This is a genomic window from uncultured Bifidobacterium sp. (genome assembly GCF_959020155.1).
Lineage (GTDB): Bacteria > Actinomycetota > Actinomycetes > Actinomycetales > Bifidobacteriaceae > Bifidobacterium.
Genome location: NZ_CAUERC010000014.1, coordinates 1 through 26,595 on the forward strand (window position 1 = coordinate 1; position 26,595 = coordinate 26,595).

Annotated in this window: 20 protein-coding genes and 1 tRNA gene; 9 read left to right on the forward strand and 12 right to left on the reverse strand. The window is 59.2% G+C overall.

Going from position 1 to position 26,595, the window contains the following annotated elements; genetic code table 11:
* The first annotated feature begins 505 nt into the window (after positions 1-505).
* Positions 506-1,696, forward strand: coding sequence for a cation:proton antiporter (locus Q5H31_RS05035; RefSeq protein WP_302457551.1), 1,191 nt, complete (start codon positions 506-508; stop codon positions 1,694-1,696).
* Positions 1,697-1,782: 86 nt separating this feature from the next.
* Here the strand turns inward: Q5H31_RS05035 and ftsY are convergent, their stop codons facing one another.
* The 3 genes from ftsY to Q5H31_RS05050 form a co-directional block, all read right to left on the reverse strand.
* Positions 1,783-3,057 (reverse strand): signal recognition particle-docking protein FtsY, encoded by a 1,275-nt coding sequence (gene ftsY / locus Q5H31_RS05040; RefSeq protein ID WP_003807433.1) that lies wholly within the window; start codon positions 3,055-3,057, stop codon positions 1,783-1,785.
* 144 nt (positions 3,058-3,201) lie between these two features.
* The gene (locus tag Q5H31_RS05045) at positions 3,202-3,375 is read right to left on the reverse strand and encodes a hypothetical protein (RefSeq protein WP_117565203.1); all 174 of its coding nucleotides are present in this window, start codon (positions 3,373-3,375) and stop codon (positions 3,202-3,204) included.
* A complete protein-coding gene (locus Q5H31_RS05050; RefSeq protein WP_117565202.1) occupies positions 3,372-3,665 on the reverse strand; it encodes a DUF2089 family protein in 294 nt (97 codons plus the stop codon). Before Q5H31_RS05050 ends, Q5H31_RS05045 begins: the two co-directional genes overlap by 4 nt.
* Before the next feature lie 157 nt (positions 3,666-3,822).
* Between Q5H31_RS05050 and Q5H31_RS05055 the strand changes: the two genes are divergently transcribed.
* Complete coding sequence (locus tag Q5H31_RS05055) at positions 3,823-4,716, forward strand: TetR/AcrR family transcriptional regulator (RefSeq protein WP_229057629.1); 894 nt, start codon at positions 3,823-3,825, stop codon at positions 4,714-4,716.
* Positions 4,717-4,899: 183 nt separating this feature from the next.
* Positions 4,900-5,931 (forward strand): glycosyltransferase family A protein, encoded by a 1,032-nt coding sequence (locus Q5H31_RS05060; RefSeq protein ID WP_302457552.1) that lies wholly within the window; start codon positions 4,900-4,902, stop codon positions 5,929-5,931.
* A gap of 193 nt (positions 5,932-6,124) precedes the next feature.
* Here Q5H31_RS05060 and Q5H31_RS05065 read toward each other — a convergent pair whose 3' ends face one another.
* Positions 6,125-7,729: a C69 family dipeptidase gene (locus Q5H31_RS05065; protein ID WP_117779501.1), complete on the reverse strand. Its 1,605-nt coding sequence runs from the start codon at positions 7,727-7,729 to the stop codon at positions 6,125-6,127.
* A gap of 103 nt (positions 7,730-7,832) precedes the next feature.
* On the opposite strand from Q5H31_RS05065, the gene Q5H31_RS05070 reads away from it, so the two are divergent.
* Together Q5H31_RS05070 and Q5H31_RS05075 are read left to right on the forward strand one after the other, a co-directional pair.
* Positions 7,833-7,905: transfer RNA gene (locus tag Q5H31_RS05070), tRNA-Lys, on the forward strand.
* A 539-nt stretch (positions 7,906-8,444) separates the two neighbouring features.
* The gene (locus tag Q5H31_RS05075) at positions 8,445-8,681 is read left to right on the forward strand and encodes a glutaredoxin family protein (protein WP_003807419.1); all 237 of its coding nucleotides are present in this window, start codon (positions 8,445-8,447) and stop codon (positions 8,679-8,681) included.
* A gap of 215 nt (positions 8,682-8,896) precedes the next feature.
* Here Q5H31_RS05075 and Q5H31_RS05080 read toward each other — a convergent pair whose 3' ends face one another.
* Positions 8,897-10,201 carry a putative ABC transporter permease gene (locus tag Q5H31_RS05080; protein ID WP_070122316.1) on the reverse strand — a complete coding sequence of 435 codons (1,305 nt, stop codon included), beginning with the start codon at positions 10,199-10,201 and terminating at the stop codon, positions 8,897-8,899.
* A gap of 462 nt (positions 10,202-10,663) precedes the next feature.
* On the opposite strand from Q5H31_RS05080, the gene Q5H31_RS05085 reads away from it, so the two are divergent.
* From Q5H31_RS05085 to Q5H31_RS05095, 3 genes are read left to right on the forward strand one after another with little or no spacing between them, the layout of a single operon-like run.
* The gene (locus tag Q5H31_RS05085; protein ID WP_302457553.1) at positions 10,664-13,510 is read left to right on the forward strand and encodes a YhgE/Pip domain-containing protein; all 2,847 of its coding nucleotides are present in this window, start codon (positions 10,664-10,666) and stop codon (positions 13,508-13,510) included.
* The gene (locus Q5H31_RS05090; RefSeq protein WP_117565199.1) at positions 13,507-15,702 is read left to right on the forward strand and encodes a YhgE/Pip domain-containing protein; all 2,196 of its coding nucleotides are present in this window, start codon (positions 13,507-13,509) and stop codon (positions 15,700-15,702) included. The genes Q5H31_RS05085 and Q5H31_RS05090 overlap by 4 nt, the downstream gene beginning before the upstream one ends.
* The gene (locus Q5H31_RS05095) at positions 15,699-16,379 is read left to right on the forward strand and encodes a TetR/AcrR family transcriptional regulator (RefSeq protein WP_051923546.1); all 681 of its coding nucleotides are present in this window, start codon (positions 15,699-15,701) and stop codon (positions 16,377-16,379) included. Before Q5H31_RS05090 ends, Q5H31_RS05095 begins: the two co-directional genes overlap by 4 nt.
* A gap of 64 nt (positions 16,380-16,443) precedes the next feature.
* Here Q5H31_RS05095 and Q5H31_RS05100 read toward each other — a convergent pair whose 3' ends face one another.
* From Q5H31_RS05100 to Q5H31_RS05130, 7 genes are all read right to left on the reverse strand, one after another.
* The gene (locus tag Q5H31_RS05100; protein WP_270291259.1) at positions 16,444-16,998 is read right to left on the reverse strand and encodes an FMN-binding protein; all 555 of its coding nucleotides are present in this window, start codon (positions 16,996-16,998) and stop codon (positions 16,444-16,446) included.
* Positions 16,995-17,870 carry an ABC transporter ATP-binding protein gene (locus Q5H31_RS05105; protein WP_124917439.1) on the reverse strand — a complete coding sequence of 292 codons (876 nt, stop codon included), beginning with the start codon at positions 17,868-17,870 and terminating at the stop codon, positions 16,995-16,997. The genes Q5H31_RS05100 and Q5H31_RS05105 overlap by 4 nt, the downstream gene beginning before the upstream one ends.
* A 17-nt stretch (positions 17,871-17,887) precedes the next feature.
* The gene (locus Q5H31_RS05110; protein ID WP_302457554.1) at positions 17,888-19,192 is read right to left on the reverse strand and encodes an ABC transporter permease; all 1,305 of its coding nucleotides are present in this window, start codon (positions 19,190-19,192) and stop codon (positions 17,888-17,890) included.
* 30 nt (positions 19,193-19,222) lie between these two features.
* Complete coding sequence (locus tag Q5H31_RS05115) at positions 19,223-20,722, reverse strand: ABC transporter permease (RefSeq protein WP_270500663.1); 1,500 nt, start codon at positions 20,720-20,722, stop codon at positions 19,223-19,225.
* A gap of 25 nt (positions 20,723-20,747) precedes the next feature.
* Positions 20,748-22,019: a DUF2318 domain-containing protein gene (locus Q5H31_RS05120; protein ID WP_003807398.1), complete on the reverse strand. Its 1,272-nt coding sequence runs from the start codon at positions 22,017-22,019 to the stop codon at positions 20,748-20,750.
* 263 nt (positions 22,020-22,282) lie between these two features.
* Complete coding sequence (locus Q5H31_RS05125; RefSeq protein ID WP_003807393.1) at positions 22,283-22,942, reverse strand: iron transporter; 660 nt, start codon at positions 22,940-22,942, stop codon at positions 22,283-22,285.
* A 61-nt stretch (positions 22,943-23,003) separates the two neighbouring features.
* Positions 23,004-24,689 (reverse strand): FTR1 family protein, encoded by a 1,686-nt coding sequence (locus tag Q5H31_RS05130; RefSeq protein WP_302457559.1) that lies wholly within the window; start codon positions 24,687-24,689, stop codon positions 23,004-23,006.
* An 840-nt stretch (positions 24,690-25,529) separates the two neighbouring features.
* Between Q5H31_RS05130 and Q5H31_RS05135 the strand changes: the two genes are divergently transcribed.
* Positions 25,530-26,582, forward strand: a complete 1,053-nt coding sequence (locus tag Q5H31_RS05135) for an FAD:protein FMN transferase (RefSeq protein ID WP_188015665.1) — start codon at positions 25,530-25,532, stop codon at positions 26,580-26,582.
* The last annotated feature ends 13 nt before the right edge of the window (positions 26,583-26,595 follow it).

Here is a 26,595-nt window from a genome sequence, read left to right on the forward strand (position 1 = left end):
CATAGAAGAACGCCACACCAGGCGTCATGAGGAACACAAGGGACGCGGAAGTCAATATCCACGCGGCATTTCCAGAATCAAGCTGGCCCATGTCACCCTCCTCTTTCTTTCTCTATATTTGGTTCAACATTTCCGTCCCCATCGTGTGGGGCTGACAGAACGATATGGAACGCCGGCCGCGTTTTGAAAACGTTACGACGTGTTACGCCAACGTAACGCCATCCGCGCGAAACGTCAACCTACGCCGAAAAATGGCGGAATTCCAACGAAACCGGCGGTACGGAAATACGGAAGGCATAATCGCCCGGCAATCGCAATATGAAATTGCGACGGTGGACGGAAGCGGCGGGCAATGCTGCGGACGGAGTAAGTTGGGTAGCTGAAACTTACGGAACACGCGTGGCACGCGACGGGAGAACGCCGCGTACGGCGAGCGCGTGGCATGTACACCGAACGCGCGGTGCGACGAACGTATGACGCGCGTAACGAGAGAGCGGCGAGGACCATGGCAACGTTCATCATTTCACTGTGCGCCATTTTGATGCTGACCACGGTTTCCGGGCTGATCTGCCGCAAAGCGCAGCTGCCGGAAGTGATCGGGCAGATTCTCGTCGGCATTCTCGTGGGCCCTTCGCTGCTGAACGTGATGCACATGAGCGATTCGCTGTCATTGTTCAGCGATCTCGGCATCATCATCCTCATGTTTTTGGGCGGTGTCGGCTGCGACCTGCAGTTGCTGAAGAAGTATTCGAAGGCGGCGGTCATCATCGCGTGCATGGGCGTGGTGTTCCCCGTGGCGGTGATGGGTGGAGTGAGCCTGCTGTTTGGCTTCAAGCCGATTCCGGCTGCGTTCATCGGCGTGGTGTTCTCCGCCACGTCCGTGTCGATTTCCGTGGCGGTGCTGAAGGAAGCCGGACTGCTTGATTCGAAGGAAGGCGTGTCGATTCTCGGCGCGGCCGTGGCTGACGATGTGATCGGCGTGATCCTGCTGTCCGTGATGTGCACGCTCGTCAACACCGGCAGCGTGGACGTGGCAGGGCTGGGTTTGATTCTGCTCAAGCAGGTGCTGTTCTTTGTGGCGGCCGCCGTGGTGGTGGTTTGGGTGGCGCCGGCGCTGATGACGCTGGCTGGCGTGCTGAAGGCGCCGTCCGGCATCGCGGTGATGGCCGTGATCATCTGCCTGGCGATGGCGTGGGCGTCGAATCTGGCCGGGTTGAGCTACGCGGTGGGCGCGTTTTTCGCCGGCATCGCGGTAAGCAACAGCGATTACGCGGAGGACGCGGACCGGTATATCGAGCCGGTTGGAGACACGTTGTTCGTGCCGGTGTTCTTCGTGGGCATCGGCCTGCAGACCACAGGCGTGGATGATACGAAGATGATCGTGTTCATTGCGATCATGACGGTTCTCGGCGTGATCACGAAGGTCGTCGGCTGCGGTTTGGGTGGCCGCATGGCCGGTTTCGGCGGCGCTTCGGCGCTGATGATCGGCGCGGGCATGGTGCCACGTGGCGAGATGGCGTTGATTACCGCGCAAATCGGCTTCAACGAGCATGTGCTCGGCAGCGAATACTATTCGACGATCATCTTCATCATTTCGCTGGTGACGCTGGTCGCGCCGCTGCTATTGAAGCTGACGATCCGGAAGGTGCCGGGAGTGGGGGCTGCGGCTGCCGGTGCGGCTGGCGCTGAGCAGTAATCGCAATACGAAAACCTCCCGCCACGTACGGAACGTGACGGGAGGTTTTCGCTACGGAAATCGCAAATCCGGAAAATATGGGAACGTCAGGCGAGGATGCCGTCGACGAAGCCTTCCGGATCGAACGGGGCGAGGTCATCCGGGCCTTCGCCCAGGCCGACGAGCTTGACGGGCACGCCAAGCTCCTTCTGCACGGAGATGACGATGCCGCCCTTGGCGGAGCCGTCGAGCTTGGACAGGACCACGCCGGTGATGCCGATCGCTTCGGCGAACACCTTGGCCTGCGTCATGCCGTTCTGGCCGGTGGTGGCGTCGAGCACGAGCAGCACTTCGTCCACAGGCAGGTTCTTTTCGGTGACGCGGCGGATCTTGCCGAGCTCGTCCATGAGGTTGGACTTGTTCTGCAGGCGGCCGGCGGTGTCGATGATGAGCACGTCGGCGTTCTCTTCCTTGGCTTTGGCGCTGGCTTCGAACGCGACGGACGCCGGGTCGGCGCCGTCCTTGTCGGAACGCACGACCGGCACGCCCACCTTGGCGCCCCAGGTCTCCAGCTGGTCGGCGGCGGCCGCGCGGAACGTATCGGCGGCGCCCAGCATGACCTGCTTGCCTTCGGAGACGAGCAGTCGGGACAGCTTGCCCGCGGTGGTGGTTTTGCCAGTGCCGTTCACACCGACCATGATGATGACGCTTGGCTTGTTGGCACCTTCCTTATTGGCATTGAGACGGCGATCCGTGTCAATGCCTACAAGCTTCAGCAGCTTGTCTTTCAGCGCGGCACGCACTTCGGCCGGGTCGGACTGGCCTGCGATTCGGGCATCGTTACGCAGTTCTTCAACTAGCTGTTCGCTGGCTTCCGCGCCCACGTCGGCAAGCAGGAGGGTGTCTTCAACGTCTTCCCAGTCGGCTTCGGAAAGCTGGTCCTTGGCGAGGATGTTGAACAGAGCCTTGCCGAACGGATTGCCCGACTTGGACAGGCGCGCTTTGAGGCGCTGCATGCGGGTGCCGGCGGCTTCAGGGGTTTCGACGGCTGGGGTCGCGGATTCAGTTACGGCTGACCCGACCGGAGTTGGTTCAGTTGCCACTGGCGATTCAGGTGTGGCAGACGAAGTCGCGGATTCCACGGCTTCCGTCGCTGCGGATTCCGCGGTTTCCTTGGTTTTCTCAGCGTTTTCGGCACTTGCGGCGGCAGATTGCGCGGCGGACTTCTCCGTAGCCAAACGAGCATCGGCCTTCGCCTTCGCCGCTTCAGTGGACTTGTCCACGGCGGACTTGCGGCTCTTACCGAACCACCATCCGCCAATCGCAAGTAATGCCGCGATAACGACGACCGCGACAATCGCAATAATCACATTCGTATCCATGGTTCCAGCCTAAAAAGCGCAACGGACACACCGGCTCCGCCCCGCGGACGCACCACGAATGTCCGATTCGCCAGAAGAATAAGATGCTCTGCCATGCAAGGCATCGATAATGCGATTTTGACTTCGATATATCTGGTAACGTTTTTACAAATCGTGAAGAGTGATTTTTTTGTCTTCTGCTGCCTGCTTTGAAGGACTGTCTCCTTTCTTTAGGGAATTTGCGTAGCGAATCAGGCTCCTCGCGATGAGGAAGACCAGAACGAATACGGCGATTACGCCCAGGATCTCAATCAATAATGCGATCCATGTCCAGCTCATGATTCATCCCTTCTCTTTCTGTACTCGTCTATGAGTATTCGAGCCGTGTCGACGTCGTATCTATCGTCAATGGCGAGACTCTTCACCAAGAGGATGAATGGATCCTCCGTCTCGTTGTCGTTCAACCGTATTTTTTCGATAAGCCTGTCAAGCCGGATCCTCATGGTCGGGTAGGAGACTTGATACAGCTGGGACATTTGCTTCAGAGATCCTGACGATAGCACGAAGTTCTTGATGAAGGCCAAATCCTCCTCCGCAAGGTTGGCCAACCATTCTGGTAGACGGTCCACATCACCCCCTTTAATAAAATTTATTATTTATTAAATATATTAAAGCTGCAATGAAGCATTGTCAATATGACACACATGTCCGATTCCGCAGAATCGGACGATACGTGGGGGTCGGACGGCCAAGGAGCTATCCACGGGACATGAAAAACTGGACGGCATGGCCAATACATCCAGAATGACGTCGTACCAGCGGCGCGAACAGCTTATCGAAATCGGTCGGTCGCTGTTCGCGGCCAAGGGTTTCGAAGCGGTGAGCGTGGAAGAGATCGCCGCCACCGCCAAAGTATCGAAGCCCATTGTGTACGAGCATTTCGGAGGCAAGGAAGGCCTGTACGCCGTGGTGGTGGACCGCGAAATGCGCGCGCTCACCGACGTTCTCATCAACGCGCTGTCCGACCCGCAGGCGCATCCGCGCCAAATCGTGGAACGCACCGCGCTTGCGCTGCTCACCTACGTGGAGGAAAACGCCGAAGGCTTCCGCGTGCTCACGCGCGATTCGCCGAAAACCGACCCGTCCAACTCGTTCAATTCGCTGCTTGGAGACATTGCCGTACGCGTCGAGGACATTCTCACCGACGCGTTCAAACGCCAGCATCTGCCGGCCAAAAGCGTGCCGTATTACGCGCAGATGCTCATCGGCATGACCGTGTACACCTGCCAATACTGGGCCGACCAACGCAAGCTCAGCAAGGAGCAGCTCGCCGCGCATATCGTGAACCTGGCATGGTATGGGCTGAGCCGCATGGAAGCCAAGCCGGAACTGCGCTACGAAAGCGAAAAGGCCGCCCGCGAGGCGGAAAAGCAGGCCGCGCGGGAAGCGAAGGCGATCGCCAAGCAGGAGAAGCAGGGCAAGAAGGCCGCGAAATCGCAGGAGAAGGCGGTTGCTGCGGGAGATGACGCGACGGACGGGACGACCGTGACGGACGGATCGCAAGCAGTAGGCAAATCGCAAGCGGCAGACGAATCAAACGAATCAGACGAGACGAACGAATCGCAAAACCCGCAAAGCCCGCACGAATCGCAAAAACAATCAACAATTGACGAAAACTGACATACCGTCACCCGAAATGACCCTAGGGGAAATTTCAGGTGCAGATTGCGTATTTCAGGGTGCCGTTTGTGTGCAAAACCGCGCCCCGGAACCGCACATGGTGCTACGTTAGTTTCGTTATGCTTTTGGCCGGAGCGGTCGGCCAGCCGCACGGCCCGACACGAGCCCGATCCGAGGAAGAATATGCAGGAGAAGAAGACGCTCACCTTCGTGGTGCCCGCGTACAACATGACGGAATACCTGGAACGGTGCGTCGAATCGTTGATCGCGTCGAAGCGCAACGATGACATCGAAGTGCTGATCGTGGATGACGGCTCGTCCGACGGCACGCTGGAGATGGCGAAGACGTTCGAGGCGCGCAATCCGGGAATCGTGCGCGCGATCCATCAGGAGAACAAGGGCCACGGCGGCGCGGTCAACACCGGCATCGCGGCGGCGAGCGGCATGTACGTGAAGGTCGTGGACGCGGACGATTGGGTAGGCCCGGAATCGCTCGAACAGGTCATGGCCGTGCTGCGCGGCGAGATCGGCAAGGACGAGCCGCTCGACATGCTCGTCACCAACTATGTGTATGACAAGGTTGGCAAACGCAACAAGCACGTCGTGAACTTCCGTCACGCCATGGAGCCCGGCAGGCGGCTCACTTGGGACGATCTGGGACATTTCGGTCTGACCGAATACATTCTCATGCACGCGCTGATCTACCGTACGGCCGTGGTGCGCGAATCGAAGATGCAGCTGCCGGAGCACACGTTCTACGTGGACTTCATCTACGCGTACCAGCCGTTCCCGTGGGTCAAGTCGCTGCAATACGTGGATACGCCGTTCTACCACTATTTCATCGGCCGCGACGGGCAGAGCGTGCAGACGGACGTGATGATCCGACGCGTGGACCAGCTGCGGCTCGTCAACCAGTGCATGGTGCGCGCTACCCCCGAACGAGGTACGGTGCCAGACGGCCTGTACCGCTATATGATTCATTTTCTTGCGATTCAGAGTTCCGTCGCGAGCGTTTTCATGATTTTGTCGCGCGATCCGGAGAATTACGAGAAGAAGAAGGCCATGTGGGCGGATATCGAGGCGTATTCGCCGACGATTTACAAGGACGTGCGCAAGAAGGCGATGTCGCGCGCGCTGAACCTACATGGTTCGCTCGGCCGGTTTGTGATTCGAAAGGGATATTTCGTGGCGGAACATGTGGTCGGGTTCAACTGATTTCGCGCGGGTTTCGCGGGTTTCGCAGGTTTCGCGCGATAGAGGGTTTACGCGATATTGCGTGAGTATTGCGATTATTGCGATCGGCTAGGCGCTCCTGTGTCCGTTTCTGGTGATTCGGACACAGGAGCGCTTCATTTTGATGCCTGTGTGTCCGATTCGGGAGAAACGGACACGGAAAGCACCAGCGGGCTTAGTTCCAGCGATCCGACATGGCGAAACTGTTGTGCATGAGATTGCTGGACGTGTACAGCACGTCGCCGAGCAGCTTCGTATTGCGCGATCGCAGGTATTCCGCCATTTCGTCGTTAGCCGCCGCAAGACGGGCCGGAACAGATGTAGGACTAGCAAGCCCATCGGAACCGGAATCAACCGCAGCACCAGACATAGAACCAGAACCGCCAACCGCAGAACCGGCACCAGAACCAGCGCCACCAGCCCCAGTCGCCGACCCACCAATCGCAAGCGCATCATCCGTACGTTCCACCAGACGGTGGCCGAAGGAACGGACATCTTCCGAGAAGCCCTCGACCGCGTTGCTGGTCTCGTAGAAGTGCGCGTCGGCGAGCGTTGCAATCAGGCGGTTCGTCCAATACAGGCAGTCCGTGGAGACTTCCGGCGTGGTGTCGCGCAGGTAGGCGGGGGTGTCGTCGACGTTCGCATAGAACGGGGCGGACGTGGTGAACGCGCCGGAACCGTACGAAATCCACATGATCGAACGGCTTTCGACGGGCGCGTACGGGCGAATCTGCATGGCCACCATGTGTCCGGTGCGGTTGATGCCGATCGGACGGTAGCGATGGCGGCTTTCCTCAGTTCCCTGCGTGCCGTACGGGTCATACGGGGTGCCTTCGAAGTGCGAACCGAGCAGGAAGTCGACATCCTCGACGGTCACGGCATTCTCCGGTTCGAGACACCATGGAATATCGTCCGATTCAGGGGTAAGGTTTTCCGCGTCGGCCGGATCGAGATAGCGGTACATGTACCAGGCGCGTGGCGTGTTGTAGATGTGGTCCTTCGCGGTGGCGGTGCCGAATACGATACGCGGGTTGCAGTGGCCGCCGTTCATGCCGCCCTGCGTACCCGCCGCGCGCCCAAGATGGTGCGTTTCGATGAATTCCTGCAGATCGGCGCTACACATGAATTCACGTGCGTCGCTGAAGGCGTCATCAAAATCGAAATAGTCGATGCCAAGCTGGTTGGGGATGATCGCGCATTTGTCGTCCGGCACGCGGCGGGCGATCCAGTGGTGGCCGCCGATGGTTTCGACGTACCAGATTTCGTCCACGTCGGAAATGATGATGCCGTTCGATTCGTACGTTCCGTACGTTTCGAGCAGTTCGGCCAGACGTTTCACGCCTTCGCGCGCGGTGTTGACGTACGGCAGCACGAGGGTGATGATGTCTTCTTCGCCGATGCCGCCTGGGGTTTCCGGCTTACCATTGGCTTCGTCGGCCGGCTGCAGTGCGACCAGCGGGTCGGCGCCGAGCACGCGCTCGTTGACGGCGATGGTTTCGGTGGCGCTCATGGCCACGTTGCGTTCGTTGACGCCAGCTTCCGCAAGGATTCCACGATTTGGAAGCACGTTCGGTACGATGCTGTACCGGCATGGATTGTCGGGAAGGTCGATTTCAACGTGGCTCAGCACACTGCGGTAGTGCCGCGGCTGCTCCTGCGGTGCGACGACTACGAATTTCTTGGGATCGTAACGTCCCGAACCAGAGTCGTCATCTCGGGCGATGATGGTCGAACCGTCGTAACTTGCTTTTTTGCCTACAAGAATTGTGGTACATGACATGGTTTCGATTGTAGGCACACCAACACTCCGAAGGCCATTTCGACGCCCGTCCGACGCCCGTGGTGGCGATTGGTCCGAATATGCTGTATACTGTGTTGCTGTTGCCCCTCTAGCTCAACGGTTAGAGCAGCGTCCTTTTAAGTCGTGGGTTGTGGGTTCGAATCCCACGGGGGGCACAGGTTCGAAGTCCTGGAAGCCGATGGTTCTCAGGACTTTTTCATTTGTTTCGGGATGAGGTCTCAGCACTTCAATACGGAACGCACCATATCGCGCACCCTCTTTCGCTCACGAATCGCAATTTCGGTCGATTATTTCGCGACGTGCGCCGAAAAGTATGGAAAATAAGGCGATTTATACCCCCTACCGCACTATGCGGCACCACCTTTCGCTCACAATCGTAAGAAAACGAGCGAAATCGCAATATGTGTTCCGAAATGAATAGCGAACAGCCCGCGGGCGATTCGCGGACGGACCATACGCATGCAACCGGCGTGGCGCAATCGAGGATAATGATAGACTCGAATATATCGAACATTTGTTCGTATAGATTCGGTATTACGGGAAATTCCCCACTATATACAGTGGGCAAACGTACGAAACGCCACTACAGGTAGTGTATACTGATGAACGGCCTGCTCAGCCAGGCAAAATCAAAAAACGTGGCCGACAAGGCTTTCCACACCAAAGGAAGCCGATTTGCATAGGGAGGAAAAGAATGACCGTGACCGTCTTCACCAATCCGAACAATCCTCAATGCGAGGCCACCGAACAAGAGCTTTCCAAACTGGGAGTGCGGTACGTGGCGGTCGATTTGACGCAGAATCCGTCCACATTCGAACAGATCAAGGACGCCGGCTTCAAGCAAATTCCGGTCGTCATCTCACCGAATTCCTCATGGAGCGGACATCGCCCCGACCTCATCCGCCAGCTGGCGCAAAGCATCGCGGCGTAGGCGCGGCAACAGCAGTCAAGCATCCAGACAGCCGGAAGGCACGAATCCCAAACGGCAATAATCCGGAAGAATCAAATCCCCCGCGGCAAAACCCGCAACAAAACCCCACTGCAATCGTCCGAAATCGTTCAAAATCAGCCACCCAAAGCAAAGCGGCCAGCCGGAACATCGCCCGACCAGCCGCTTAGCAAAACCCGCAAAACGCAAAAACCAGCCTACATACGACCGGCAGTGGACGGGTCGATCTTCATGGTCTGGAATCGGTGGGCCATGAAATCGTCATTGAAATACGTGGCGAAGAACTGCGAAACGGGCGAATTCTGCGCAACCCCAGCCATGCGGGAATACCAAGCATCAAGGGCCATCAGCGTCATCACACCGTCGACGAAAAGGAAAATGAAGCAGACCAGCGTCAGCGAATAGCGAATCTTCCACGGAATACGCTGGATCAATCGCAACAATCGCGGCAAAATCAACTTGACCCAAATCAAGCCGAGGATACCCCAGAAGAACATGTATTTGCCGGACGTACGCCCGTCAATCGAAAGCCATTGCCCCGTGTAATCCCATGCGCGAATACCGAACGCGGCCTGCATGAACCAGCTGGTGAAATATTCGAACGCGCCACCGATCACCGCGCTTGAGCAGAAAATCAGCAACCAATTCGACTGCCACAAATGGTTGAGCAACACGGTGACGATCACCACGCCGAAGCCGTAAATCGGCGAGAACGGCCCCCACAGGAAGCCTGCGCGATCCTGGTATTCGCCGAACAGCACGAAATGGTAGATGGTCTCGATCACCAAACCGAACACACAACCGATGGTGAACAGCCAGAACAGATTGAAGAAATCCAGCGAAATATAGCCTTTGCCGGTCAGGTCGCGGCCGGCCATGCCTTGGGAGGCGGCGTTCTCATACGCGCTGCGGGCGTCCATGCGCCGCAACGCGAACTGCAGCCGGCGCTCCTCCCGCAGCGATGGGTCGGCGGTGATGTGCAGGGCGATCAGCACGACAAGCTGGACAGCCGGGCTGACAAGGTTCAGGCCAAGCCCCTTCAACGCCAGCGACAGCAGGCCTTCGGCGAGCGTAAGCGGAATCAGCAGGTACGTCCATTGCGCGATGTGCCGGCGTTTGTTCCTGAAAAGCAGCACGCCGAACACCGTCAGGCACGCGGTGGTGACCATCAGCACGACCGCGTGAATCGCCGACAGAATCGTGGTGAGGCTCAGCGCGTCGAACGTCATATCGCCGGAAAGCACGGCCTGCACGACGTACAGGCACGACAGCACGATGATCGGCAGCGTCACCACGCCTTCAATAAGCATGACGATGCCGTAAATGCGAACGATTAACGGCAGACGACGGTCAGCGGGATTGCCGACTTCGCCAGTGCCCTGCTTTCCGCCTTCTTCGATAGCCGCGATTTCGGTTTCGGCGGCAATCGCCTTGATTTCTCCATCCGTCTTGCCCGCGGCGGAATCCTCGGATCGTGATTCAGATTGTGCGGTTTCGCTCATATGCCGCTCCTTCCTTCAGCCCACGCTACCAAACGTAGGCAATATCCGCCGCAAGAAAAGCGGTTCAGGTGCGATTATTGGCGGACGCGAGCAAAAGAGGGGGACGTCAGCTGGCTGCAATCGCCATTCGCACACCACCTTTCGCTCACGTCCGCAAGAAATGGCGATGTATAGCGCATCGTGAGCGAATGGGGGTATAAATACGGACGGAAAATAGCGATTTATTACCACCTTTCGCTCACGGACATACAGAAATGGCGATTTGTCACGGACGTGAGCGGAAGGGGCTACGTCAGCCGGCGATGGTTTTGCCGAGGCTTTGCCGCAGTACTCGACCCGATTTCCGTCATCCATGAAACGCGATGGCGATTGTCCAAGAGCACGGTATACGATACGAACCGCGTAGCGCTACGGAACACGTATCGCCATATAAGGGAATTGATTCGCCAAACCGGAGAGACAATGCACAACGTACTGCAGATCCTGCGCCGTGACTTCAAACGATTGGTCACCGTACCCGCCACGTGGGTGATTATGATCGGCCTGATTCTCATTCCCCCGCTATACGCATGGTTCAACATCTACGGGTTCTGGAATCCCTATGGCAACACGGACAGCATCAAAGTGGCCGTGGCCAACATGGACGAAGGCACAGACAACGCGCTGCTTGGCAAAGTCAATCTCGGCGATCAAATCGAAGGCACGCTGAAGAGCAACGACCAGCTCGGCTGGAAGTTCATGGGCAAAGCCAACGCGATGGAAGCGGTGGAGTCGGGCGACTGCTACGCCGCAATCGTCATCCCTTCCGACTTCAGCGAAGATCTGGCCAACGTCGTCACCAACAGCAAGCATCGCCCCACGCTCGAATATTACGTGAACGAGAAGGCGAGTCCGATTTCGCCGAAAATCACCGACCAAGGCGCGACCGTGGTCGACCGCACCGTCAACAACTCCTTCGTCTCCACCGTCAGCGACGTGCTCGTCAAAGCCGTCAACTCAGCCAACGGCACCATCAGCGGCAACACCAACACCATCGCCAACGAAACCATCGGCGAACTCGACAACACCAAGCGGAACGTAGGCACGATCCGCTCCGCAATCGCGGATCTCGACACCCAGTTAGCCAATGTGCCACAGCAGACAAAAGCAGCACGCAATGCCCTGAACGACGTGCAGCTGGCCGCGGCGAGCGCAGGCAGAGGACTAGCAGGCGCATCCACCGCCATCGGCACAGCGCAAACCCAGCTCAACACGCTTTCGTCCAACGCCAACAGCGCGCTGGAAACCGGATCCGGACTTGTTTCCCAAGCGACGGCGCAATCCACAGCCAGCATCAACCAGATTTCGTCGGCGGTATCCGCGGCAAGTGGATCGGCGCAGCAGGCGGTGACCGGCATGCAAAACATCACCGACAGCAATGCGAAACTGCTCGAGAAGCTCAAATCCGCCAGCGACAACGCGCAATACCAGCAAATCATCAGCAAACTGGAGAATACCAACAACACGGCAGCCGGAACACTCGTCGACCTCAAAACCCTGAGCGAGAACACACAGGCCACAGCCGGCAGCGTATCCAAACTGTCCACCGATTTCAACATAGGCACGCAGAACTCGCTCAAAAGCGCAGGCACGGCGCGCAACGCCATCAATTCAGGCGCACTGCCGCGACTGAATTCCGCGCTGGGCTCGCTGGCTGGGACGGCCGGAACACTTGCCGGCACCGTGACCAGCCAGGACAGCGTGGTCAGGCAAACCAACATCGTGCTCGACCAACTCGACCAAGTGGCGTCAGACGCCCGCATCGGCCTTGAGCAAACCGACCAGCAGCTGGCGAAGATGGAGACGAAGCTCACCACCGTCAGCACCGACCTGAAGGCGCTGGGCACTGCGGATCTGCTCGCATCGTTGACCGGCAGCGGTTCGCTTGACGCGGATAAGATCGCCTCGTTCATGGAGTCCCCGACCGTAATCGACACGAAGAACGTGTATCCCGTCAACTCCTACGGCTCCGGCATGGCTCCGCTGATGACCAATCTGGCACTGTGGGTGGGCGCGTTCGCCTTTGTGGTGATCTACAAAGTGGAGGTGGACGACGAGGGGCTTGAGGGTCTCGATCCGACCGCAACCGAAAAGTATCTGGCCCGATACCTGTTGCTCGGCACGATGGGCGTCATTCAAGGCGCGATCTGCACCGTTGGCGATCTGATACTCGGCGTGCAGACGGCTTGCGCGCCACTGTTCATACTGACCGGCATGATCACATCGCTGGTATATCTGAGCATCACGTACGCGCTGTCCACCACGTTCATGCACATCGGCAAGGGCCTGTGCGTGGCGTTGGTGATCGTGCAGATTCCAGGCGCTTCCGGCCTGTATCCGATCGAGATGATGCCGAAGTTCTTCCGCATGGTCTATCCGTTCGTGCCATTCAGCTATTCGATAGACGCATTCCGCGAGACCATCGCCGGCTTCTACGACGGCCATTGGATCAAGGCGATCGGCACGCTGCTGCTGTTTGCCGGCATGGCGTTCGTCATCGGCCTGGTGGTCCGTCCTCTGTTGGTCAACCTCAACCGACTCTTCGCCCGCGAAATCAAGGAAAGCGACATGATTATCGGCGAGGAAGTGGAGCTTCCGGAACGCGGATACAACATGTCCCAAGCCATTCAGGTGCTGGCCGACAAAGGCGGCTACCGCGAGGTGATCGAGGAACGCGCAAGTCGGTTCGCGGAACTGTACCCGAAACTCAAGCGCGGAGCTCTGGTGATCGGATTCGTAGTTCCGGTAACTCTGGCGGCGGTGTTCTCGTTCACCAACGGAGAGAAAGTGGTGGTACTGGCCACGTGGGTCGTCTGGATTCTGCTCATCATGGGCTTCCTCATGGTCATCGAATACATGCGCGATAATCTGAACCGTCAAGTGGAGCTCGGCCATTTGAGCGATGAATCGATCCAATCCATGCTGGTGGAGCGCCAAGCGGCACGCATCCGTCGCAAAAAGCGGGCGCAACAGGAACGGCGGAACAGACTGCTGCGCAAAACGCGGAGACGCACCAGCGGCAAACGCACGACATCCGATAATCGCAATACCAGCGTCATCAAAGAAACGACGGAAAACGTGACGGGCGTCAACCACAATGAAGATGACGGAATCGCCATACTGGTGCAGAAAATGCAGAAAATGCAGACGACCGGTCCAAGCGCCGCCGCGAACGATGCCGCCACGGACACCGCCGAGACCGCCGAGACCGCCGAGACAACCGAGACAACCGAAAACAACGAAAACAACGAGGAAAGGAGCAACGCATGAAAACCATCTGGAAACTGTTCGTCGGCGACATCCGGCGAATCACCAGCAACGTCGTCTCCATCATCATCGTCATCGGACTCGTTGTGATCCCCGGCATCTTCACATGGTTCAACGTGGCCGCCAGCTGGGACCCGTTCGCCAATACCGGCAATCTGAAATTCGCCGTAGCCAATGAGGACGACGGATACCGGTCCGACCTCATTCCAGTGAAGATCAACATCGGCGACCAAGTGGTTAACACGCTGCGTTCCAACGATCAGCTCGACTGGACCTTCACCACCAAAAAAGAAGCCATCAACGGCACCAAATCCGGCAAATATTACGCAGCTGTGGTGATTCCAAAGAACTTCAGCACCCGTATGATGACGTTCTTCGCATCCGATGGCAACCACGCCGAAATCGCCTACTACAACAATGAAAAGAAGAACGCCTTGGCTCCGAAGATCACAGGCCAAGGCGCCGATACGGTCAGCGCGCAGGTCAACGAGACGTTCTCCGAAACACTGACCAGCACCGCGCTGAGTGTGGCATCGCAGCTCGCCAACCAACTCGACAAGCCAGCCGCGCAGGAACAACTCACGCAGTTCAACGGCAATATCAGCGACTTCGCGGAAACGCTCACCGACGCTTCCGGAACGCTCCGCACGTTCAGCACGCTGACCCAAAGCGCACGGCATCTGCTTGAGTCCTCCGACGGTCTGATCGCCAATGTCAGCGGCAATGCGAAAAGCGTAGGAACAACACTCAAGCAAGCCGGCAGCGGCGTGGAGGATCTGACGGGCGCGTTGAAGACCGGCACCACCGCGCTGGGCACGGCTCTGACTGATTCCGCCAACAGCTTCACAGCCATGGAAGCAGATGTGGACAGCCTATTCGGCAATGCGGGCACGCAGGCCGGCAACACCGCCAACGCATTACGCAACCAGGCCACGAACATCAGCAAGCAGGCGCAAAGCTACCAGCAGATCTATGATTCGCTCGACGCGTTCAGCGCAAACGAAAAGCTGCCGGAAGCGGTGAGGAACGCCATCGACCATCTCAAAACCAACGTCGGCACCACCATCACACAGCTCAACGACCTAGCATCGGCGCTGAATGGCAGCGCCGACAACATCGACGCCAAAGTAAGCGATACCACGGCCGAACGTGCGGAGATCAAGAAACTGGCGCAGCAGGCGGCAACGTCCGTCAGTGGCATCAAAACCGACTATGAGAGCCAACTGAAACCGCAACTTGACGATATCGCCACGTCCATTACCAGCACCACCACCGCGCTCAATGCCACAGCGGCCGATCTGAAAGGCGCGCTGGGCAATCTGAACGGCACCACCAAGACCGCGGATAAGAATCTGACCGCCATCAGCAGCGTGTTGGATTCCACCGCCGATAGTCTGGCCGGCGCGGGCAAAAAACTGGGCGCATTCACAGGAACATTGACCGATGCTCTGAACAGCGGCGATATGAGCGCCGTCAAAGATGTGCTCAGCGATAATACCGACTCGTTGGCCGCCGCGCTTGCAGCCCCTGTAAAAGTGAAACGCAACGCGGTGTTCCCAGTCAAGAACTTCGGTTCGCAGATGGCACCGTTCTACACGATCCTGCCGCTGTGGGTCGGTTCGCTGCTCATGGCAGTGACGCTCAAGACCACCGTCTCGCGTAAGGTGCGCAAGGAACTCGGCGACCCGAAACCGCATCAGCTGTTTCTCGGACATTACGGTGTGTTCGGCGTGATCGGACTATTGCAGAGCACGTTCTCCTTGGGAGGCAGTCTGCTGTTCCTCCATGTCCAGGCGGTGCATCCGCTGCTGTTCATGCTGTCCGGCTGGGTGAGCAGCCTAGTGTTCTCGTTCTTCACCTACACGCTCGTGGCCAGCTTCGGCAACGTCGGCAAAGCCATCGGCGTGCTGTTTCTCGTCATGCAGATCTCTGGAGCGAACGGCGCATATCCGCTGGCCGTGCTGCCGAAAATCATCAGCGGCATCAGCCCGTTCCTGCCTGCGACGCATTCAATCACAGCAATGCGCGCGGCGATCGGCGGAATCTACAGTAACGATTACTGGTTTGCGATTGGCGCGCTACTGCTGTTCATTCCGCCGCTGCTGCTGATAGGCCTGCTACTGCGCATTCCACTGGTCAAGTTCAACCATTGGTACGTAAGCAAGCTGGAAAGCACGAAAGTGATCGCGGCATGATGGGCGGAACCACGCAAGAGGGCACGCGGAAGACGGTGCAAAAAACCACGCAGGAAGACGTCGGCACAGTACGTGGCCGACGTGAGCGATTACGGGAGCAAACCGACCGCAAAATCATGAAAGCCACATTGGGGATAGTGATTTCCGATGGTATCGGAGCGGTGACCATCGAAGAGGTCGCACGACGTTCAGGGGTAGCAAAGACCACAATCTACCGACGCTACCGAAACGCCGACGATTTATTGCAACGCATCCAACCGGAAGTTGCCGGACTACCGAATTTCAACGATTTGAAGCCGTCGCGGAGCGGACTGGCCACCATGCTGCGACGCATCCAGGACTGCTTCGACAGCGAACTCGGATTGAAAGCCGTGGGCGTGGTGCTGTCTTCCGACAACGCCACGCTGAAGGCGATCGCAGCACAAGTTCTGGCGCCGGCCGAAGAACGGTTCGTGGGGTTCATGGAACGTGGCATCGCCGACGGAGTGTTTCAAAACCGTTTGGACTACACGTTCCTGTTCAGCACGGTGCTGGGTTCCATGCTGGCTTGCAAAGCGTTGGCGGGACAGGAAGCCGGAGGGGAACGGCAATCCGGCAAGGAACGCAAGTCTGATTCCTGGGCCGAGAACATGGCCACGTTGCTCTGGCCGAACGTATGCGCCGAATCCGCACGGTAACCACAGGAAAACCGTCCGCACCGACGCAAGACGGGCATGCCGTGTCGGTTTCAGAAGGAATGGGCTATTGGATTGACGCTTCCTGACGCGCCACTTCCAACGCCTTGTTGAAGGCTTCGGAGGTCCAGCTGGCACCGGCGAGCTTGTCGACTTTAAGGTCCTTCAACGGCTTGCCGACCACCGCGTCCGGCACGGCTTTGGCAAAGTCGTTCTGATGCTTTTTGGAGATGGACGTGAACGGATGGCCGACGATCTTCACGGCCGTCACGTTCTGGTCCTTAACGGTCAGATGCACGTCGATGGTGTCCTCGCCGACCGGCCCGTACTGGCCGTTGATCGAATAGTCGCCATCCGCGTAGTTGCCGGTGTCCTGCTTGTCGGATGTTGCGGAATTCGCGTCGGCACGGTTTTTGGTGGCGTCGCCGTCGTCTGCCGTGTCGCCGGACGCCTTGCCGTCAGTTTTCGACTTATTTTCCTGCGATTGCACGCTTTCGCCGGAATTGCCGGCGTATTCGTCGTCCATCGGCGTGGCTTTCGGCTCGCCGCATGCCGACAGCAGCGCGATGCTCGCCGCGGACAGTGCGATGACTTTGACTGCGTTCGATTGTGCGGTGCTCATGCCTGCTCCCCTTTCGTGACGTCGGGCTCTACGTCCGTATCGTCGGCAACGCCAGCCGCAACGGCAACGTTGGCCGCGTCCGTATCGCCGGTTTTCGCGGCTTTCGTGGGGTCGGCGAACGAAATCGCAATACCCCCGTTCTGCGCGCCTTCCTCGGCGGAACCGGTGTGCGCAGGCTTGCCACCGGCCGCCTCGTACGCACGTTTCGCCTCCTCGTCGTTCCACTGTTCGCCGACGAGCACGCCATGGTTAAGCATGATCTCACGTTGTGCGCAGGAAGCGACGAGCGCGTCATGCGTGACGACGATGACCGTCGTGCCCTGCTCGTGCAGTTGGCGAAACAGGTCGAGCACGATCTTCTCGTTCTTTTCGTCCAGGTTGCCGGTCGGCTCGTCAGCGAGGATGAGCTTCGGGCAGTTGATGAGCGCGCGGGCGATGCACACGCGCTGCTGCTCACCGCCGGACAGCTGGCCGGGCAGGTGATGCGCACGCTCCTTCAATCCCACTCGTTCCAGCGCTTCCATCGCCTGCTTCTCATCGACTACAGAATGGTAGTATTGCGCCACCATCACGTTCTCCACCGCCGTCAGATGCGGCACGAGGTAAAACTTTTGGAACACTAGTCCTATCATGTTCTTGCGCACGTCGGCGAGCTGGCGGGCGTTCAAATCCTCCAATCGCCGGCCTTCAAGCATGACGGAACCCTTCGACGGCGTATCCATGCAGCCGATCATGTTCATCAGCGTGGTTTTGCCGGAACCGGACGAGCCGACAATCGCCAGCCATTGCCCTTGCGGAACGGTCAGACTCAGGTCGTCGACGGCGTGCAGATCGCCGTAAATCTTGGAAATGTGGTCGAGTTCCAGCAGCATATGTTCGTTGTCCATGATTATTCCTCCCTCAAAACGATGGCGGGGTCGATACGGGTGGCGCGGCGGACCGGCGGAATGGAGGCGATGACGGCGATCGCCACGGAAAGCAACAGCGACCCAACGCAAAGCAGCCAGTTGAGGCCGAGCGCACGGCCGAAAACGGTGGAGCACAGCACACGCGCCAGCACATAGCCGATAGCAGTGCCGAGCAGACCGCCGATCAAGCCGTAGATGCCGGATTCCACGTAGAATTCGACGCCGATGGCGCGTGAATCGGCGCCGAGGGCCTTGCGCAGGCCGATTTCGTTGCGACGCTGGCTCACAATGGAGCTGATGGTGGTGCCCACGCCGACAAGCGTCAGCACGAGCACGACGAGCGAGACAATCCAGAACAGGGTCTGCAGCATGGCGATGATGCGGGTGTCGGACGAGGTGATTTTGGTGACGGTCTGCGCTTTGACGGCAGTGTTTGTATTTTTGTTGATTCTGTTGACGATGGCGTTCAGCTCATCCCCCATGGCGTTCACCGAGTATTCGACCACGTCGGCGCCGCGCTCGTGGCCCGCAAGTTTGGACACGTCCGCGGTGGTGGCGTAGATGATGGAATCCTCGTTGCCGCCGGTGTCGACGATGCCGGCGATACGGAATTCGGTGCCGTTGTTATCCATGATGTCGGACGAGACGCGGCCGTTTTCCGTGGCTTGCGTGGTCTGTTCGCCTTGCGTAGTTTGCGTACTCTGCGTGCCCTGCGCGGACGATTCTGCCGTTTCAGTTAATTCGTCCGAATCGGATTTTGCGGACGCGGAAGAAGACGCTGAAGCAGACGCGTCGGCGGCGCGGTAACCGATGGTGACACGGCTGCCGACTTTCACGCCGAGCGCGTCGGCGACGTCGCGGCCGACCATCACGTTGCCCGAGCCGGGCCAATCGCCCGTCACGTTCCAATGGCGATTGAGCGCGCGGACGGCTTTCACGTCCACGCCGGCGATGGTGTACGGCGCGGAATTGATGCGCACGCTCTCATACCGGTATGCGGCTGATTTCACGCTGTGTCCGGCGCCGACGAGCGCCGTCACGTTGCGTACGGTTGCAGTATCGATGCCTTGCGATTTGCCCGTTGCGGACGCGGGCGTGACGATCAGGTTCGCGCCGTACGCGCGCATTTCCTCGTTCATCTGCTGCGGCACCGCGACGCACACGGATGCAAGGCAGAACAGCGTGGCCGCGCCGACGAGCGACGCGATCACGGCCATCATCGCACGGGAGCGACGGCGGAACACCGCGCCCCACAGCATGGTGAAGAACATCTTGCGATTCGTCATCGCACACCCCCTACGAAAGCCAAGCACAACTCACCTACCATGCAGCACCTCCGCCGGACGCAAGCCCAGAATCGCCCGAATCGACGAAAGCGAGGCCACGAGCACAGTGACCGCCAGCAACACGAAAACCAACACGAACACCATCGGACGCATGGTGATGCCCGAGCCGAACACCACGTGCCCCACGATCTGTGCAACGCCCGAGCCAAGCAGCGCACCGGCAATCGCACCAACCAGCGAAATCACCGCCGTTTCGGCGAGCATAAGGCGCGAAACCGCACCGTCCGTGGCGCCGATCGCCTTCAACAGCGCCAATTCCGAACCGCGTTCGCCAATCGACGCGGCCATCAGGTTTGCCACGGCGATCGCGGCGGCAACCAGCGACAGCACGGTCATCAGCACCATCACCGCCTGCGTCTTGTTCAGCACATCGCCCTGCAGCGCGGCCACCTGGCGCACCTGCTTGGCCACCGCGCCCGGCAGCACCTCTTCGATCTGGTACGCGATCGACGACGGATACGCGGTGCAATACCACGTCTCCCACTCGTCCTGCGTGAGCGCGTTCGGATTCTTCGACGCCTTGCGCGCGAGGTCGTTGTCGGGCGTGGTGAGCGCCTTGACTTCAATCTTGTCGATGGAATTCGGCAGATTCGCAAGCGTTTGCGCGGCGATGGACGGCATATAAATGGCGCTGTTGTCGGAATCGCCCGAATCGAAGATGCCGACGATTTTCACTTTCACGCGATTGCGTTCGGTGGAGGATTTGCCGGTTTTCCCGGTACCTCCGTTCGTATTGTCGTCCGCACCGACGGCGATCGTCTTGTCGAGCGTAACGCTGTCACCGACGTTCACGCCCAGTTTCGCGGCGAGCGCGCTGCCGACCATCGCCTGCTCGCTGTCGTCTTTCGGCCAGGTTCCGTTGATTTTCCACCATGAGCGCATGCCGTTCATGCCGGCCACGGTGGACTCGCCGGAGTCCATGTGCAGGGTTTTCGCGAACCACGTGCCCACGATCGGCACGTTGGTCGCCTTGCATTTCGCCGCGGAAGCAGCCGCACCTGACGCACCAGCCGTTCCAGCAGAGCCAGCCGAACCAGCCCCCGAACCGACACACCCCGCATCCGCGTGGATGTTCAATTCCGGCGCGAAATTGGTGATGTTGAACGCCCAGAAGATGGTCTTGATCTTCTGCGCGTCCGACTCCTTCAGAAACGCGGTCGGGTCGGCGCTGTCCGCCGCAGCCGAGCCGTCGGAAGTGGAACCCCCGTCCGAACCGGACGAACTACCCGAAGCCGAGCCAGCAGAATCGCCGGTATCGTACAAATCGCTCACCACAGCGTCGGACTTCGGCTGCACGACGATATTCGAACCGTACGTGCTCAGCTCCGCGTTGAGCTTGTCGCCCACGTCGAACACCACGCCGAGCATGGCCACGCTGACGGTGGCGGACAGGCACACGGTGACGGCGATGAGCAGACGGCGTTTGAACTGCCGGCTGAACGAGCGAGAGATCATTTTCAGGAAGAACATGGTACCCCCTTACCTTTCTCGGCGCTCACTGGAAATGGCTCGACAGCGCGTCGAGCGTGGACGTTTGGATGACGATTTTGCCCGGCTTGACCTGGTAGTCGAACGGTATCGGGTTGCAGCCGCCTTTGAAGCCGATGGTGGCGAGGTTGATGGCCACATCGCACTTCTTGCAGATGATTTTGCCGTCCTTCTCGTAGTAGCCGGCGTCGCCGCAGTTATCGCACGCGTCGAGGCCGACGCCGTACGCGCCGCCGTTCTTCTTGATGATGATGAATCGCATGGAGGTGCCGTCCTTCGCGCGGTATTCGAAGCGGTGCAGGTGGCCGTCGGAAATCTGGCTGAATTTGATGGTGGCCACGCCGTCGGCGAGCGAGTAGTCTTCCGGCGGCGACAGCGTGACGACTTTCTGCGTTTGCGCGACGCCGTACGTCAGGGCCACGGTGACGCAGATCATGGCGACCAGGCTGAACGCGCCGGCCGCTTTCGCGCGGCGGCGGAACGCGATATGCGTGCGTGCGATCGCCTCGTTGGCGCCGGTCGGCTTGACTTTGAAGCCCATGACGATGCTGGCGATTGCCGGAATGGCGAAGACGAGCGCCATTGCGATGGTCAGGCTGCGCTGATGGTTGATGCCCCACACGAGCGCGAGGAAGGCGGCGGTCGGGAAGCTGACGATGCGTTTGGATTGGAGAATCTGCGCAAGGTCGGTGAAATGCTGTGCGAACAACAGCGCGACCAACAGCAGCACCGCCGTCGTGAACGACCAGCGGACGGCGGTGGAACGCATCGTGCGGAAGATAAGCGCGGCGATGATTGCGACGGCCGCGCCCAAAGCGAAGCCGAGCGCGCGCAACAGCATGTCGGAAGTGAAGATGGGATCGCCCGGCTCGACGAAGATCGTCAGTCGCAGAATCACGTCGGGCAGCGCACGAAAGGTGGTGGCCGCGATCGCAAGCGCCGCAACGAGATTCGCGATGTCGAGCAGCGCGCGGTGGTTGTGCCAATCGGCGGTGATGCGGCGGGCGAACAGGACGATGACGAACACGGCCACGTCGAGGATCACGCAGCACCACAGGGTCGGATAGTTGACGAACGTGCGTTGCGTGATGACGGCGGTGGCGCGCAGCGCGGCGAATACGACTGCGCCGGCGAATCCAACAACGAAACCGGCCAGCCGCCAGTACGCGCTCAGAGGCTTGTCACGCCCCTCACCGACGGTGAGCATGACGCTCAACGCCATGACGAGCAGCGCCGGCGCCAACACCCCCTGCAACACCGTCACAAACTGCAGCAGCATCCCAAAATCCTTTCATCCAAAAACCCAACTCAAAGAGCCCAACGATTCCCATTCCGCCCCATCCCAAAGAGTCCCACCCCTCTCATCCCTCCCCTAAAATGCGAGGATTTCCCGGACCCCCTCCACAATCGCAGAGGTGAATCCATCCCCCTAAACGCGAGAGAGCGGTTTCGGTATGCATTGCCCGACCGTAAGCTTGGCCGAACGGCCTTGAGTGTGTCGGGTAATGCATGCCGAAACCGCGAACGGGCTACGCTAGGAGATCACCACTCCTGCGGAGTGTAGTTCCAGTCCGGGAAGGTGACCTCGATCGGTTCCGTCCAGAAGCGTCCCTTCACACCCGTCTCCGGATCGACGTGCAGCATCCAGCCCTTCTTCTCCGGGGATTCGATCTTCAGCACGAGCTTGTACGCGCCGGCCTTGTCGAGCTTGACGTTGGCGCCGTAGTGCGGGCCGTCGGAGGCGTTCATCTGCATGAAGGTTCCGGAGGCGACGGACGCGTTGGAGGTCTTGTCGATGATGTCGTAGTTGACGGTCAGGTCCGGCACGAAATCGCCCTTGCCGTAGCCGAGTTCGGTGCCCTTCTGGTTGGCATGGATGTCGGCTTCGAGGTGGAAGCTCGCATCGGCGGCCTTGAGGCCCATGCCGGACGGTTCCATGTCGATCGGCTGGAAGTAGACGGCGTTGACGGTCAGCGGGCCGCATTCCTGGTCGGAGTGCTTCTCATCGACCTGGATCTCTTCGAAACCGGCGGAATCGCTGGAATCGTCCTTGCTGGAGTCGTCGGCCTTCGAAGCCGACGCGGAGGCGCTGGACTTGTCCGAAGCGGCGGAATCGTTGGAATTGCCGCATGCGGACAGGGAGAAGGCCATGGAGCCGGCCAGCAGGATGCCGAGCAGAGCGGCGATCTTCTTGTTCTTCATTTCTCTTTCCTTTGTTGTTGGATGTGGAAAAAATATCGGTAAATCTCGGAAAATTTGCGTATTACTTGCGATTGTCAGGCGTGCGCAACTTGCGTTTGCGTGCGAAGCCGACGGTGAACAGCGCGAGTACGGCAATCGCCGCGATCGCTTGTGCCGCAAGGCATTCGACGTACGGATACAGGCCGATCCAGTCGTTTGTGGGCACGCTGGACAGGTAGTGGCCGTCGATCAGGTCACCTTCGATGAGCGCGTGGATGCCACCGCCGGCGAAGATGACGACCAGCACGGCCATCAGGATCGACGTAACGAGGAAGAACGGGCCAATCGGAATCTTTACGGAGGTGAAGCGCAGCACGAGGAAGATGACGAGCAGCACCACGCCCGCGGCGATGCCGCCGATCCACATGCCTTGCGCGTCGCGACTCATCGAGTAGATCGATTCGTAGAAGATGACGGTTTCGGCGCCTTCACGGAACACGGCTAGGAAGCTCAGCATGGCGAGCGAAACGACCATACCCAGGCCCACGCCTTCGCCGGCGGCGACTTTGTTTTGCGCGTCGGCCACGGCGGACTCGGTTTTGGTGCGGATGTAACGGTTCCACGCTTCCACGGAACTTTTGTTGAGCATCCAGTTGCTGGTCCACAGCAGCATGAGCATGGCGATCAGCGCGCACACGCCTTCGCTGATTTCCTGAACCGGGCCGGAGCCGCCGAACAGGAACGTGAAGAGCACGGCGACCAGACCGGAGCCGGCAAGGCCCGCGAGCACGCCGAGGTAAATCCACTTGGTGAAACGCTGGTTGCCGGATTTGACGAGGTAGGCCACCACGGCGGCCACCACCAGCAGCGCTTCGAGACCCTCGCGGATCAGGATGAGGAACGCCTGTCCGGCGGAGCTGGTGATGGCTTTGGTGAAGGCGTTGACGTTGCCGGCCGCGCCACCGTCGAGGGTGGCCGCGTCTTCGACGAGCCAGCTTTTCAGGTCGTCGACAAGCTTTTTGATCTCCTTGTCGGAACCGCCGTCGCGCATGGTTTTGCGGGTCATCTTGAACTGGTATTCCACCTGCGAGACGCGGTCGCCGGAGATGGCGTTCATGACGTTCTTTTCGAAGCCGAGCTTTTCGTAGTACTGGTAGTACGCGTCGTTGACGAGGCTGGAGCCTTCCGCGCCCTTGCCGGAGATGGCGGCCTTGTATGCCTTGTCGAGGATGACGTTCATTTCGCTGGCGACTTCGCTCCACGTGCGGTCGCCTTTGCCTTTGGAGGAATTCTTTTTGGCCTCGTCGAGCTTCTTACGTTCCGCGGCGGTCTGTTCGGCGCGCTGCTTCGCGTAGGTTTTGGGGTCGGCGAGGTTCGCGTTGCCGTCAAGCGTCTGCGCGGTGGCGGTGAGATCGGCGTTCAGTGCATCGATTTTGCCGGCGATTGCGCTACCCTGGCCTTGCTGGTAGGCGAGTCCTTCCAAATCGGTGAACTGTGTGAGCAGCGCCTGCTGCTTGTCGGCGGAGATGGTGTCGTTGACGGCCTTCGAGAAGTTGGATGCGTCGTAGCCGATCCAATGCGCGGTCTGGAAGTCGGTGCCGGCCTGGCCGTAATCGCCGTCGTTGTAGTCCTTTTCGGCGGTGGCGAGCTGCTTGGCGATGTTCTGCGCGGCGGCGGTCCAGGAATCGAAATTCGTCTGGCTGTCGTCGGCGGCGGACGCCTGCCGCGGCATCGCGGTGCTGGCAAACAGCGTGGCGAGCGTGATCATCAACGCGGCGACGAGCGCGGCGAGACGGCCGGAAGCCGAGACGCGCGAACCGCACGAATCGTAGGAACCGGCTGCGTGGCGCTGCGCGACGCGAGATGACATGGGTCGAACCTTCCTTCCGCAAATCTTTTCGGCGCGCTTTCCCCGACGTACCCGACGTACGAAGCGCGCATCGGAAGCCAAGATAGAACGAAACTTTTTTGAATAACAGTCTTGATTTTTAATTGGTCTTGTTGTATCGCGCATGAAAAAACGTTGGAATTCCGCCGTTTTTATTTTTCCCGTTTTCCGCGTGTCGTCTCACATTGTGACGCTCACCGCCGTTCCGCAACACCCCCGTCCGCCCGAAAACGTGAAGCGAACTCCATGCCAAAGCGTCAGTTTGTATAATCGCGACTTGCATAATCACGATTAGCATAATCGTAACCATACAAAGCTACGGGGGTATCAAAATAAGGCGATGCCTCATGCCACACCCACGAAAAAACATCTCGCTTATGAGTGGCGGATTTGGCGGGGTGACAGTTGGTATCTCGCTTATAGATGGCGGCCCCTTTGCAAAATACAAGGGCTAGAGGGGCGAAAAGATGCCCCCTAGGTTCGTTTCTCCGCCGAGACCCGCCATCTATAAGCGAGATAGCACCGGGCGAACCCCGGAATCCGCCATCTATAAGCGAGATACGCGTCTCAATTGGCTCAATCACCCAACAGCCAATCAATGGCGTTGACAATGCGTATACCATCCTCGGTGACGCCCGCGCCTCGACCTCACGCAAAATCCCGCGCCCGCCAGCCCCAGGCACGAACTACGCCAAGCCGGGCACGCGCTAGCATCGTGGTATGGACTCCATTGCACCGCTCGCACAGCGCATGCCGTATACCACCGCGTTCCCCAAGGCGCTCGGCACGGGGTTGTTGATTTCGACGCCTCACCCGATCACTGCGGAATTGCGCGGCGAGATGGAACGGTTCATCGATGAATACGAGCATGCGCTTTCGCGATTCCGCGCTGATTCGCTGGTTGCGCACATCGGCAATGCGGAGCATGGCGGGCATTTCGATTTTCCCGATTGGGCTGGCCCGCTATTCGATTTGTACGACGCGCTGCACGCCGCCACGCGCGGTGCGATCGACCCGTGCGTGGGCGAGGACCTGATTCGTCTCGGTTACGATCCCGCGCTGAGTTTCACCGTTGAAGCCGACGCCGGCGAGCGCCTGGGCGCGCTGCACGGACGGGCCGTATGGGGTCGTGATGTGGTTCGTTCGAGTGGTACGACATTGGTTACACGCAGTCCGGTTCATGTGGATTTCGGCGCGTGCGGCAAGGGTTATCTGGTGGATTCGCTGGGCGGATTGCTCACCGATTCAGAACTTTCGCGCACATCGCATGTCAAGTCAGCCGAAACGACCAACCCGACATGCCAATCTTCCACCTCAGACAGCAAACGCGAAAGCGCTGCCCCGGAATTTGTGATTGATGCGGGCGGCGATCTGCTGGCGCGCACGAACAAGCCGATCCGTGTGGCGCTTGAGGATCCGGATGATCCGTCCTGCGCGGTCGGCGTCGCACTGATCGGCGATGGCGCGTTCTGTGCGAGCGCGCCCAGCCGTCGCCATTGGGAGGTGGCGGTGAACGAACAGACGCATCTGGCGATTCACCACCTGCTCAACGCCATCGACGGCCTGCCCGTGCAACAAACGGAAGCCGCCTGGGTTGCGGTGCGATCCGCGTCATTTGGCGACTATCCGACTGCGGTGGCGGACGGGTTGGCTACGGCGCTGTTCGTTGCGGATCCGAACGAGCTGAGCAGCACTTTCGCTTTCGATTGCGCCACGTTGGACGTCGACCGTCACGCCACCATCAGTGCCGGTTTCCCCGGCCGCTTCTTCTGATTTCCAACAAAAC